The organism is Nocardia sp. Marseille-Q1738 (assembly GCF_965283145.1).
On record NZ_CBDIMS010000010.1, the window covers coordinates 198,369 to 211,421 of the forward strand.

Sequence of the window (13,053 nt, forward strand, 5' to 3'; positions counted from 1 at the left end):
GATGTTCGAGAAGTTTTCCGGCTCACCTTCTCGTTGTCACCGTCGAGTCAGCGGATATCGGGCTGCGCCGACCTCCTCAGCAGGCCGAATCGGCGCGGCCGCGGATTCGACTGCTGTGAGCCGACATCAATACCGTCGAAGAACGAACCCAGGTCGGAGTAGTCTCGCCAGACGGCTATCAGGCCGCCCTTGATCTCGAAGATACCCATCGCCGGAACATTTATTACACGATGACCCCGGCGCAGGGTATCCATACGTTCATTCATCACCGTCATGCCATCGACGGTCTGATGAAGAACCTCGATCTCGACCTTGTCGAAGCTCGCCAGCGCAACTCCGGTGAACCGCTGAATTGCGAATCGTCCTACAATTGGCGCCAGACCCGGTGCTGGCTTGTACGTCGCATCCTCCGCGAAGTGAGAGGCTAATGCGGTCGACTTCCGATCCGGAGAGGACCAGTTCTCAAGCATAGCGGAAACAATCCCGCCCGGCTCCATACAGATAACTCCTTGAACTGAAAACCAACAAACATTGCGAGAAGCCCAGCGTCGATCGCCTCCGCAGATCTGGATCGAATTAGAGGGAGTCGCTATTTCTTCAACTAGTCAATGCTGAGGATGTCGTCATGACGTGATGGTCCGCCCCCGTTGTTCCGGCGCGTTCTTGGCCGGAATCCATGGAATCCGTTGTGCCGCTGACAGTGTGGATCCTGGCAAAAAGCGCGCCGGGATGTCCGGTTTCCGGTTGCCGATAACCCTGCGATTTTCCGATCAGCAAACGCTCGTGCCCCCTTGTGGATCTGTCTTGGGATGATCTCCCGCAGGCGTCGTTATGACGCTAACAATCGAACTGCATGTGATCCCCCAAACACTCCGTAGTGTATGTGGTCAACATAACAACCGAAGTGCCTGTGGTCAACTCAGGCGGGGATCCAGGTCGGGCCAGGGTGGCGGCGTTCTCGTTAAGACGGTGTCTCACGTCGTTGTAGTTCGTTTGCGGTGTGTCGGAATCGCTTGTGCCGCATGATGTTCAGCCGTGGTCGATGAGTTGTCGCAGCGGCTGGTGCCAGATGAGCTGTGGGCGTTGGTCGAGCCGTTGCTGCCCAGGTTCACCCCGCGTCCGCAGGGTGGCGGTACCGCGCCGACAGACGAGCGTGCGGTGTTCACCGCGGTGGTGTTCGTGCTGACCAGCGGCTGTGCGTGGCGGATGTTGCCGCCATCGTTCGGGGTCACCGTGCCCACCGCGCACCGCCGGTTCACCGTGTGGACCGAGGCCGGTCTGTGGCGGCACCTACATCGCGCGGTGCTCGACGAGCCGGGCAGCGATGGCTTGATCGACTGGTCGCGTGCGGTTATCGACGCGGCGTCGGTGCGAGCGAAAAAGGGGGATCTATGACCGGGCCCAGCCCGGTCGACCGGGGTAAATCCGGCTCGAAGATGCACGTGCTCTCCGACCGCGCCTGCCTGCCACTGGCCGTGGCCATTTCGGCTGCCAACACCAACGACGCCGAGGCGCTGCGACCGCTGGTCAAGGCGGTCCCGGCGGTGCGGTCGCGACGCGGGCCGCGTCGATGCAAGTCCGCAAAATTGCACGCTGACAAGGCGTACGACACCGCCGAACTGCGCCGATGGGTGCGCCACCGCGACATCGGCGTCCGCATCGCCCGCAAGGGCATCGAGCCCAGCGACCGCCTCGGCCGCCACCGGTGGGTGATCGAGCGGACGATTTCGTGGCTGACCGGCTACCACCGGCTCAACATGCGATACGACCGCAAAGCCACGCACTTCCTCGCCTTCCTCACCCTCGCCGCCGCACTCACCTGCTACAAGAACCTCGCGAAAGCGAGTCCAGCGACATGAGACACGGTCTAAGCGGCTTGTGAGCTGCGGATTTCTGGAGCCGGCGATGGTGGCCCCGTCGAGCCGGTGCAGGTTCAGTGCTGAGTTGCGCAATGTTGCCATGAGCTGCGGGGTGGTTCCCTTTCTGACTGCAGACCGGTCCTCGTCGAAGGTCACATCACGGACATGGTGCACCCAAACTCTAGATCCCCCGAAGATTTCGCCACTGAGCCATCTGGTGGAGCTTGGCGAGTTCGAACAGTGCCAAGCAGATCGCGTAGACGAGCTCGCGGGACCGTTCGCCGGTCGCCACGACCAGGCGGGCCCGCACGACACGGATGGCTTGGCAGGCGTAGGGAACCCGATTTCGGTTGGTGTGGTGAGTATTTGAAATGTTCGGGTCTAGATGGGGCAGTGACGGGGTCTGTCCCTGGAGTCTTCGGCCACGACAGGTGTGTGAACAGGCAGCGCGAGCAGCCGTGCCAGGGTTTTCGGCTGATTTTCCTTGCAAACCAGCAGGTAGCGCCAGCCGAGGTAGCGTCGAATCAAGCCGGCGGTGCCGGTTTGGGTGTACATCGCGTCGAAGGTGATCAGCAGTTTCACCTTCACTTCGCACGCGCGGACAGCTGCTCACACCGATGTGAGAAGTGATCGGACTGTGGGTATCTCGTTGGTTTTGCCCGCGACGGCGAGTTGAGCGATCAAAGGCTGCTGTGGTGGATGAACGCGGACACCAGGTGCGCGGCAGCCGCGCCCACGCGGCGTGCCAGCGCAGGGTTTCGCCGTCGATGGCGACCGCGACCAGCGGTGAGTCGGTGGCGGTCAGCGCGATGGTGGTCACGTAGCCGCCGAGGAGCCGGTCGAGGTCGGCGGGGGTCGATCAACGCGAGTACCTGCCGGTAGGACTTGTCGCTGGGCCGGTATTTCTTGGTCAGGCCGAGGTCGGCGAGCAGATCCGCGGGTGTGGTGCGCGCCCAGTTGGCGTAGCCGGTGAACCCGCGCATGCCGACGGCGGCCAGGATCGCGATGGCCAACAGCAGCGGCATCGGGTAGAGCAATCCACGGGGATCGCAGGGGTCGGGAACCGAGGCGAAAACCTCCAGCAAACCGAGATCGGGGTGGTCGAGGCGTCCGGCATCGCGGGCAAGTGGTGGCGTTCGAGGGTGTCGGGAACCGAGATGGGCGGCAGTGTTGCTGCGGGCACGGGCACTCCGGGATCGAGACGGCAACGAGAACCTTCATCGGTATCTGAAAGGGCCTGTGGCTGCCCAGATCTGGGGTCGCGTGGCGCTGGGTATCGTCAGTGCAGGCCAGCAGGGGTCAGCCGAGAACGCCGTTGCCCTGCAGGTCCGGCGTAGCTATTCAGCTGTCCGGCGGCGTTTTTCGGTCCGGGCCCGCAAGTGGTGCCGGTGTACTGCGCGGTCTTTCGGTTCGATCGAGCGGTGTTAGCGTGCAAGGTGCATGGGCTTTCCACGCCGTTGCCCTGTGAGCAGCTGGCCACTGAGAACCCGGTGTTGCGGGCCGGGACGAGGCGTGGCGGACGGAGAACGCCGAGCTCAAAGCGTGGCGTGCACTGAATATCTCGCCCACCTGCACGTGGAGGCCGTGAGAGCGACGACATCGACGCCGGCGGCGTGCTGCCCGCGTTCACCGGCACCCCCGTGCGCGACGGCTACGCCGGATACGCACACCTGGCTGGCGTCCACGCCTGGTGCGGGGCGCAATTCTTTGCGGGACCTGCGCGCGATCAGCGACGCCGTACTGACGGGCAGCAATGAGCCCTGGCCATGACCGGGATCCTGCTCGCTGCCCGCCACGCCACCACAATCACCCGCGAGCGCGGGCGAACAGTCCCTGGCCCCCAAAGACTTTGGCGACCCCCCGCAACGACTTCCTCGGCGCACTCAGCCACGGCACCGACGAGAGCCGCGGCCACACCGGCGAACTCGCCACCTCCGCACGGATCCTGATCAACCGGTTCCCCCGCTACGAGGACATGATCCTGCGATTCGCAACCGACCTGGCCGTCCCGTTCACCAACATCGCAGACCGTCCACTCCGACGCGTTCAAAATCGCGCAACTGACCGCCGGGCCTACTCAAATTCCAGCAGGGTAATGGAGGGCCTCGTGTGGCCGGATCTACCCGTTTCGAATAGACTCCAGATTCCACGCCCGGGCGGGATGTCGACATCGCGCGATACGGCGACGCCATCGATCGACGTCAACGCCGCACATTCCTCGGCACTCAGCGCGAACGGCATCGGCGGTGTTATGTATCGGTTCGACAGGCGCAGGCCGTGCATTGTGCGGCGGCTGACCCACGGCGGGTGATTGTCGAACATCATTCGCCCGCCGGGAAATCGCTTGGCGCAGGCCGCGATCAATCCGAGCACTTCCTCGGGCTCCAGATACATGAAGAGGCCCTCGACGGTGATGAATATACCGTCCGTCGCATCGACCATGTCCATCCAACCTGGATCGAACCCGGACATCGCAATCGGAACGATGCGTTCGTTCCGGGGAAGCAGGTTGTCACGCAAGTCGATGACGGGTGGCAAATCTATCGAATACCACGTCAATTCGCCGTTGTCCACCCGCCAGAAACTGGTCTGCAACCCTTCCGCTATCGCCACGACCGCCGCTCGCGGATGCTCGGACAGATATGAACGCACCTGATTGTCGAATGCCACCGCCCGTAAGGGGTGATACATCGTCGGTGGGCCGAACTTCAGATAATCGTACTCGATCGATTGGAACAGCTTCACCGCCATCGGATCATGGATGACACCGTCGGATCGCTTGGCCTCACTTGCACGATTATGCAGGGTCCACAAGGTTGTTTCGGAAACCCCACTCAGCGTGTCACATTCAATCCGATTGTCTACCACGGGCCAAGATCGTAACGTACGGTGGCGGCATCTCCCGCAGAATCGCGAAATCCAGAGGTTGACGATTCGCTCGCGACGACGACCACGTCACCAGCACCCGCTTGCGACCGTCGACGCTGGGTTCACGCAACGCGGCCCGCAACTACTTGCAACCAGGGAGCTGTTTGACCCTCTGCCGCGTCGCGCCGATATCGGTATCGGCGATCCGAGGCTTCCGCCACCGGAGCAGGATGAGCGGTTCCCGTGGTCGGCAGCCATCGATCCCCACGTCAGTGCCCCTTCCAGCCCTGACGGGACTTGACCCCAGGTCGTGGACGCGCTTGATCTTGGTCTCAGACCAGGGAAGCGAGATGATCTACCCGATGGCTAGGAAGACATACAGCGAGCTCAAGTTTTGACCTTCGAACTGTTGTCTAGTGACTGACCGTGAACCGTCACGGGTAAGAGACCGGCTTCGGTTTCAGACCAGCGCCGGTCGGCGTGGTGGTTGTTGAGAGTAGTGGGCAGCTTCGTATTCGGCTGGCGTCAGGTAGTCCAGGCGGGAATGCAGGCGGGCGTTGTTGTACCAGTCGCACCATTCCATGAGCGCGAACTCGACCTCGGTGAGGGTCTTGAACGGGCCGTGCCGGTTGATCACCTCGGTCTTGAACAGGCCGATGATCGACTCTGCCAGAGCGTTGTCGTAGGCATCGCCGACCGATCCGATCAAAGCCGACAAGCAATGCAAGGCAAGCGATTCGGTGAACTTCACCGATACGTATTGACCGCCTGCGTCGGTATGAAATATTAGGCCGGGCTCGACCGGGTGCCCGTAGCACTCACGCCGCCACACGGCCATGTTGAGCGCTTTGGACACCAACGCGGTCGTCTTCGTGGCCGCGGCGGTCCAGCCGACGATCGCGCGGGAGTAGGCATCGAACACGAACGCCACGTAGGCCCATCCGGACCACGTCGAGACATAGGTGAAGTCCGCGACCCACACCAGGTTCGGAGCTGCGGCGGTGAAGTCGCGGTTTAGCTTGTCGGTGGCGCGCACGCCATCCTTGGCCGGGATGGTGGTGCGATGCTTGCGGCCCCGCACGACACCGTGGAGCCCGAGTTCACGCATGATCCGGTCGACGGTGCAGAACGCCACGTCATGGCCCTGGCGACGCAGATAGCGGGTCATCTTGCGGCGCCCGTACATCTGCTCGGGCCTGCCCTCGAGATCTCGTAACGCGTTCTCCACGTGAGCGTCGGCGATATCGCGGGCCGAGGGCGGCCGACGGCGGGCCTTGCGGTAGGTCCTCGGCGCGATCTGCACTCCGTGCGCGCGCAACGCACGACAGATCGACTCGACACCGTAGACCCGACGGTATTCATCGATGAACCCGACGATCACCGGTGTCGCGGGTCGAGTTCCCGGATGCTCCTATGTCAAGCCGCCTGCAGCGCAACCGGTTTCGTTGATTCGGCGGGCGGCGTCACGGCTGCTTGTTCGTCGGCGAGCAGGGCTCGGTAGACGACGTCGGACAAGCGCCGACGCAGCAGCCGCATCGCTTCGGTGCGGGTCTTGCCGCTGGATTTGAGCTTGTCGACGTAGGTCTTGCCGGGCCCGAAGCCACGGGTCTGGGTGAGCGCGATCATATGCAAGGCGCAGTTGATCCACCGGTTACCGCCGCGGTTGAGTCGCACCTTGCCTGAGGTGGGACCCGACCACACCGGAATGGGTGCGGTCCCGGTGAACCGCGCATACGCGTCCTTGGAGCGAAAGCGTCGCGCTCCAGCGGTTTCGCCACGATCACCGCGGCCGAGAGAACCCCGCAGCCGGGGACTGCGAGCAGAGTCGGCGCCAGCACCCGGACCCGATCCCGGAGCTGACGTTCGAGATCGTTGATCTGTTCGGTCAGCGCACGGCACTGCGCGGTCATATCGCGAGCGATCCGCGCGACCAGGCCGTCGAAAGCGGTCAATCGCTCGGCGAGGTCGTCGATCACGCAGTAGCGGCGCAGGCCGCGGGCGGGCAGTTCCAGGCTGGGGTCGAGTTCGTGCAGGTGCCAACGCAATCGGTTGATCAGCTCGGTTCGCTGGACAACCAAGGTATGGCGATAGTCCGACAAGAGTTTCACCTCCCGCGCCGGGCCGTCGAGACGCGCGGTCGGCAGGTCGGGTTCGCGCAGGGCAGCATGAGCCACCGCCAGGGCATCGATCGGATCGGATTTGCCCTTCTCCCGGCTACCGCGCCTGGCGGCAGCCATGAGATGGGTCGGCACCCTCACCACCTGGAACGCTGCGGCCAGCAGGTCCCGTTCCAGTCGGCGTGTGACGTGTCGGCAGTCCTCCACCGCGAAGCGGGCACCCGGCCACTGGGCAGCCCACTCGACCGCCTTCAAATGATCCTCGCTGGTCGTTCCGATCGTCTTCTCGGCCAACCGGCGGCCCACGGGATCGACGGCGACCAGGGTATGAGTGCGTTTGTGGGCGTCAACACCGATCACGACACGGCTCAACGATTTGGTCCTCTCGACGCGCAACTGGATTCATGCGACCAGATGAGGACGGGCACGCGTCAATCGGGCATGTGCGGCGCGCTCCTATCAGGCCACGCACCTCGCCGGTCGGGCCCGGCGAGGCCGCACATCGTGACAAGCCACCAGCATTCACAGCTGGGGCAGCGAAGAAGAGAGCGAACCCCGCCAGGCACTCATGATCTTGACATTGACGCGAAGAAAGCCGACGCAGATTTTCAAAATTGCGTTGGCGCGCTTCAGTTCTGCGTTCTCCCGACGAAGCCGCTTCAACTCCGAGGACTCTTCACTGGTCACCCCGGCCCGCGCGCCAGCATCGACCTGCTCCTGGCGAACCCACTTCCGGACCGTCTCGGCCGTCCCGACACCCAGCAACTCGGCGACCACCCCGATCGCAGCCCACTCCGACTCGTACTGGTCACGGACCTCCGCGACCATCCGCTCACGCAACTCCAGCGGGTACTTCTTCGATCTCACGAACTTCATCCTTCCTCAACAGATGAAGTCTCCGGACACGCCGGGAGGATTCACCCGCAGGTATTGGGATCAGATGAGCAAGGACCTGCGGCCGGTGTACACCGCGTCGACCGAGGCCGCGGCGAAGGAACGGTTCGGTGAGTTCGCCGCGAAATGGGGCGGGCAGTATCCGGCGATCGTGCGGTTGTGGGACAACGCCTGGAGCGAGTTCGTGCCGTTCCTCGATTACGACGTGGAGATTCGGCGGGTGATCTGCTCGACCAATGCGATCGAGTCTATCAATGCCCGCTATCGACGCGCGATCCGCGCTCGAGGTCACTACCCCAGCGAACAAGCCGCGAGGTGGAAACCCGCCCTCAACGCCTTCGCGATCACCTTCGAAGGCCGGATCACCCCGACCGGTAACTAGCCAACACCGGGATCGGATCCGCCGTTAATCGGACACTCCCACGTCGTCGTCATTCGTTGGTGGTATGCCGGAACCGGCTGTGCTGCATGATGTCTGGTCGTGGTCGATGTGTTGTCGCAGTGCCTGGTGCCGGACGGGCTGTGGGCACTGGTCGAGCCTTCGTTGCCGAAGTTCGAGCCCCGCGCCCAAGGTGGCGGGACCGCGCCGGTCGATGAGCGGGCGGTGTTCACCGCGGTGGTGTTCGCGCTGACCAGCGGTTGTGCGTGGCGGATGCTGCCGCCGTCGTTCGGGGTCACTGTTCCGACAGCGCATCGCCGGTTCACCGTCTGGACCGAGGCCGGCCTGTGGCGGTGACTACATCGCGCTGTACTCGACGAACTGGGCAGCGAAGGCTTCATCGATTGGTCGCGGGCGGTGATCGACGCGGCATCGGTGCGAGCGAAAAAGGGGCGCTATGACCGGGCCGAGCCCGGTCGACCGCGGCAAGTCAGGCTCGAAACTGCACGTGCTCTGCGACCGCGCCGGGATAACCCTTGTCCGTAGCCATTTCGGCGGCCAATACCAACGACGCCGAATCGCTGCGCCCGCTATTGGCAGCCATCCCGGCGGCGCGGGCCGCGCAGGCGGCGACCGGCGAAGCTGCACGCCGACAAGGCATACGACCACACCGAACTACGCCGATGGGTCCGAGGTCGGGGAATCGGCGTCCGGATCGCCCGCAAAGGCATCGAACCCAGCAACCGACTCGGACGCCACAGGTGGGTCATCGAACGCACGATCTCCTGGCTGGCCGCTCTGGCGCGTCAAACTTTCTGGCAGGGTTGCTCGGTTTACGCTCCGAGCACATCGAGCCAGGAAGGAGCCGGTCTGTGGCGAGGTCACGGCGGTTGAAGATCCCGCTCGAGGACAAGGTGCGAGTCGTGTTGTCGGTGCTGTCCGGAGAAATGAGCGCCGCGGAGGCAGCGCGGCGGCGCGGGGTGAGCACGGCATCGGTCGGGAAGTGGAAGCAGGCGTTCCTTGGAGGCCGGGACGAAGGCGCTGGACGAGGTGCCGTCCGGTCCGGCCGGGGCGCAGGGCACGCCGGAGCAGCGGCGGCTGCGGATGGAGAACGAGCAGCTGAAGCTGGCCCTGGCGGAGGCGACGGTGCAGTTGCGGGTGTGGCAGCACGGTGCTGCCTTGGTGGATCAGGCCCCTTCGCTGACCTCGAAGCCCTGAGAGCGGCAGAGGGACTGCCGGTTTCGAGGTTCGCTCGTCTGACCGGCACCCCGGAACGCACCTACCGGCGACGGCTGGCGCGGCTCCGTGCTGGTGACCCACCGTATGGCCCGTGGCCGTCGCCGAAGGTGGAGCGGTTCGAACCGATCGCGTCCAAGCACGCCGAGGAATGGCCGGCGTGGGGGCATCGCAAGATCGCGGCGTTGATGCGTGCCGACGGCTACGAGGTCTACACCTCGACCGTGCAGCGAGCCCTGCGGCGGCGGCGGCGCGGACTGCTGTTGCCACAGGGATTTCGTGCGGATCGTAAGTCGTGGGCGATGCTGCGGCGCAAGGTGTTCCACGATCCACCGACCAGGCGCGACCGGGTCTGGCAGACCGACTTCAGCGAATTCGAAACCACTGGTGGTGGCATCTGGCGGTGGTGGCCGAGGTTATCGGTCCGGCCGGGGAGTTGCTCGGCATGGCACCGGCACCGATCGCGGTGGTATCGGACAACGGTCCCTGTTTCCGCGGGGAGGCGTTCAAGTCCGCGTTCGCCGGGCCGGACCCGCTGCTGCGGCACGTCCGCACCCGGGTCCGGTCACCACAGACCAACGGTGTGATCGAGCGGTTCTTCGGCACCTTGAAATACGAGCACCTGTTCCGCGGCGTCATCGCCGACGGTGATGCCCTGGACATGGAGGTCCACCGATTCCGGATCATCTACAACACGGTCAGGCCGCACCAGGCGCTCGGCGACCGAGTGCCCAGCGCGGCCTTCACCTGCTGCGACCAGCGGAAAAACTCGATAAGCGGCATGTGCGGATGTCTGTGATGCTGGTGTCTTGGACGGAGTGAATGACTGCTCGAAGACTAGAGTCGGATTCATGAAAGACCGACCTGTCCTCGTCGTGGCCCTGATCGGGGGCTTCATCGGCGCAATGCTGTCGAGTCCGTTCGCCGTGTACTTCGGCTTCGGCACTCCTGTGCTCGCTACCGCCATTGTCGGCGTGGGAATCTTGCTGGCTGGAGGCATAATGTTCGGCGGCCTCTGCGCTGCACTGGCATGGGCCGTCAGGGCTGATCGGCGTAACGGTGGTTACCGCCGTCGCGGTGAGAGCCGGGCATAACTTTTCGAAGCTACGGTCTGGCGGCGGTACGGCCAGCAGCCGTAGAGGACGCGGTAATCGGCTATACCGGACGCAGTCAGGTGTCCTCGACAGCCATGGCATCAACCATGTGACCGGCCAGATCCTGCCAAGATCTTGACTCAAGACACCGGCTACCACCGGCTCAACATCCGCTACGACCGCAAGGCCACCCACTTCCTGGGCTCCTCACCCTCGCCGCAGCACTGACCGACTACAAGAAACTCGCGAAGGCGAAATCAGCGACGTGAGACATAGTCTAAGTGTTGGAGTGGTCCACCCAGGGCTGACTGACTGGATCGGTATCGTCAAGACAGTTCAACTGTCACAGGCTCGGAACCGAAGCGGCCGCAAACCCGTGATGGTTGAATATGCAGGAGATTGAAGCGGTGGTGAAACCAGCAGTTGTGAAATCACGCTTGGTTCCGGAGCGAACAGTCGACTCCTTGTTTGCAGTCGAGACCGTCAGGCATCACCCCCACGCTTTGATCTGGTCACCTACCCAGTACAGAGACTCCTGGGACCACGAGATCGCGGCGTCCGCAGGCGAGGTATGGGTTATCGAATGCAAAGCCGTCATCGATGAGGCGAGCGATGGCTGGTACACGGAGGTAGATCGCACGCAACTGGATGCATATCTTCGCGAGGGAGTACCCGCTGTATACGTGTTTCTGACACAACCACATGACGACGAGCGTCCCTTCAACAGGCCGTGCTCGTTGGGTGAATGCCGGGGCGGCCACTGTGAAGCGTGCTGCTACGATGTGCGATTCTTTAGCAATAACCTTCACCATGTGAGAACCGCTCACGCCACTCAAAGGCTCCAACCGTGGTTCTGCCACTGGGCCTGGACTATCGACGCAGTCGACCTGCACCGCCTGATGGACGACAAGTTGTTCTCGCCACGCGGCCGACCGCGGAAGCTCTGTGTCACCGACACATACTTCACGGAGGTAGCGAGTAAATACGGGGCGGAGAGGCTTTGTCACTTCCTGTCTGGCACTGTGATGAATACCCGTTTCCCAGATCAACACGGACGTCGTCGTACCGTGAGCGGGCGGGAGATTATTTCGATGCTGCGCGAGGTGCCAGTAGCAGCTGGCCCGGATTCCACGTCACCACTGCTGATGGAAGCCTCGGATCTTACGGGTGGCTGAGCACCGGCCGGCACGTTTACGTGGCAATTTCGGATTTCCGGCTCGGTCCAGGAGGCATTTCTGCACAGCCTAGGGGCGCTCTGTCTCCCAGGGCAGGACTCTAGTACTGCAACGGCACTTATTCGAGGAGATGTCCTCGTCGCCGGTAGTGAGATAGGCGGGCTTGGTGTTGGCGTCGGCGGCGCCAGTTCGACCAGGCCCAGAGCTGTCGGGTGCTGCGGGCGGTGTTCAGGACCAGGCCGACGGTCAGGCGGCGGATCTCCGGTAATGTGAGCGCGATCATGCTGTGGTCGCGGTCGCTGGTTCCCCTTTTGCCGCAACAGCTTTGGATCCAGCGAGCCATGCCAGGGCGAGCATCGACAGGGTGATGTGGGCATACCAGGCCCGCCAGCTGCGCGCCTGGTAGTGGTCCAGGCCGGTTTCGTTCTTGGCCTGTTGGAAGCATTCCTCGATGCGCCAGCGGGTGCCCGCGATCCAGGCCAGATCCGCAATGGTGCAACGACGGGGTCCGTAGCAGAGGTAATAGGCGATCTCGGCCGGGTTGGACACGCTGCGCCGAGCGAGCAGCCAGTGCCCGCGCCCGGGTGCCAACAACACCCGGATCGGAACGCGCGCCCAGTCGTAGTCACGGGGCCCGTGAGCGCCGGCGCCAGCTGATATCCGCTGCCACGATCGAGCCGGCAGCGCGGCGACGAGCTCGTCGGCGCGGGCTTGGCCCCACCTGGTGGTGATCAGGGTGTCGTTGCGGCGGGTGGCCAGCACGTGGGCGATGTCGCGCTGTTCGAGCCAGAACCGCAGATATTTCACCTGACCATAGGCTTCGTCGGCGGTGAACCACCGAAACGGCACCCTCGCGGCCAGCGCCCGTTCCAGCATGCCCATCACCAACCGCGGCTTGGTCGCGAACTCGACCTCGTCGGGAATTCCGGCGCTACGGCAACGCTCACGGTCACCGGTCCAGGACTCCGGCAGATACAACTCCCGGTCCACCAGAGCATGGCCATGACGGGAGGCATAGGCCAGAAACACCCCGATCTGGCAGTTCTCCGTCCGCCCGGCCGTGCCGGAGTACTGGCGCTGCACCCCAGCCGAGCGCAACCCTTTCTTCAGGAACCCGGTGTCATCAGCGATCAGCACCCCATCCCGGTCAGCGAGCCTATCGGCCACATAGCTGCGCACATCGTCACGAACACCATCGACGTCCCAGTCCGCCCGCCGCAGCAACCGCTGCATCCCGTCCGGGCTCACCTCACCGGCACGCTCCGCCAGCGTCCACCCATTCTTACGCTCCAGCCCCGCTACCAAACCGGTCACATAATCCCGAGCCCTGGCCCGCGGCTCCGACCGGGTGAACCGACCGCCGATCCGGGCATGCAACGAATCCAACTCCGCTGCAACGACATCCACAACCACACAGGCAAAATACTCCAA

The 13,053-nt window shown here is 63.7% G+C and carries 9 protein-coding genes and 4 pseudogenes; 5 read left to right on the forward strand and 8 right to left on the reverse strand.

Translation table 11 applies throughout. The features are described 5' to 3' along the window. Nucleotides 1-47: 47 nt before the first annotated feature. Nucleotides 48-497: a limonene-1,2-epoxide hydrolase family protein gene (locus tag ACWPXK_RS28770; protein ID WP_454199303.1), complete on the reverse strand. Its 450-nt coding sequence runs from the start codon at nt 495-497 to the stop codon at nt 48-50. A 538-nt stretch (nt 498-1,035) separates the two neighbouring features. On the opposite strand from ACWPXK_RS28770, the gene ACWPXK_RS28775 reads away from it, so the two are divergent. Continuing rightward, nucleotides 1,036-1,859 (forward strand): IS5 family transposase gene (locus ACWPXK_RS28775; RefSeq protein ID WP_454199285.1). Its coding sequence is split into 2 segments (ribosomal slippage): nt 1,036-1,378 and nt 1,378-1,859, totalling 825 coding nucleotides; the frame shifts between segments, so codons are not numbered across the junction. A gap of 381 nt (nt 1,860-2,240) precedes the next feature. Here ACWPXK_RS28775 and ACWPXK_RS28780 read toward each other — a convergent pair. The 6 genes and pseudogenes from ACWPXK_RS28780 to ACWPXK_RS28805 all read right to left on the reverse strand — a co-directional run. Continuing rightward, nucleotides 2,241-2,441, reverse strand: a complete 201-nt coding sequence (locus ACWPXK_RS28780; RefSeq protein ID WP_454199304.1) for a hypothetical protein — start codon at nt 2,439-2,441, stop codon at nt 2,241-2,243. A gap of 98 nt (nt 2,442-2,539) precedes the next feature. Continuing rightward, nucleotides 2,540-3,067, reverse strand: a complete 528-nt coding sequence (locus ACWPXK_RS28785; protein WP_454199305.1) for a transposase family protein — start codon at nt 3,065-3,067, stop codon at nt 2,540-2,542. An 865-nt stretch (nt 3,068-3,932) separates the two neighbouring features. After that, nucleotides 3,933-4,727 (reverse strand): class I SAM-dependent methyltransferase, encoded by a 795-nt coding sequence (locus tag ACWPXK_RS28790; protein ID WP_454199306.1) that lies wholly within the window; start codon nt 4,725-4,727, stop codon nt 3,933-3,935. Nucleotides 4,728-5,187: 460 nt separating this feature from the next. After that, nucleotides 5,188-6,108: an IS3 family transposase gene (locus ACWPXK_RS28795; RefSeq protein ID WP_454199307.1), complete on the reverse strand. Its 921-nt coding sequence runs from the start codon at nt 6,106-6,108 to the stop codon at nt 5,188-5,190. A 35-nt stretch (nt 6,109-6,143) separates the two neighbouring features. Next, nucleotides 6,144-7,240, reverse strand: a pseudogene (locus ACWPXK_RS28800) (IS110 family transposase). Between the two features lie 189 nt (nt 7,241-7,429). Continuing rightward, nucleotides 7,430-7,720: pseudogene (locus ACWPXK_RS28805) on the reverse strand (transposase); the annotation flags it as partial. A 43-nt stretch (nt 7,721-7,763) separates the two neighbouring features. On the opposite strand from ACWPXK_RS28805, the pseudogene ACWPXK_RS28810 reads away from it, so the two are divergent. From ACWPXK_RS28810 to ACWPXK_RS28825, 4 genes and pseudogenes are all read left to right on the forward strand, one after another. Continuing rightward, nucleotides 7,764-8,120: pseudogene (locus ACWPXK_RS28810) on the forward strand (transposase); the annotation flags it as partial. 99 nt (nt 8,121-8,219) lie between these two features. Continuing rightward, nucleotides 8,220-9,011 (forward strand): annotated as a pseudogene (locus ACWPXK_RS28815) (IS5 family transposase). A 126-nt stretch (nt 9,012-9,137) separates the two neighbouring features. Then, nucleotides 9,138-9,335: a hypothetical protein gene (locus ACWPXK_RS28820; RefSeq protein WP_454199308.1), complete on the forward strand. Its 198-nt coding sequence runs from the start codon at nt 9,138-9,140 to the stop codon at nt 9,333-9,335. Nucleotides 9,336-9,756: 421 nt separating this feature from the next. After that, a complete protein-coding gene (locus ACWPXK_RS28825) occupies nt 9,757-10,152 on the forward strand; it encodes an integrase core domain-containing protein (RefSeq protein ID WP_454199309.1) in 396 nt (131 codons plus the stop codon). 1,749 nt (nt 10,153-11,901) lie between these two features. Here the strand turns inward: ACWPXK_RS28825 and ACWPXK_RS28830 are convergent. Next, nucleotides 11,902-13,035, reverse strand: coding sequence for an IS701 family transposase (locus ACWPXK_RS28830; protein WP_454199310.1), 1,134 nt, complete (start codon nt 13,033-13,035; stop codon nt 11,902-11,904). Between the last annotated feature and the right edge of the window lie 18 nt (nt 13,036-13,053).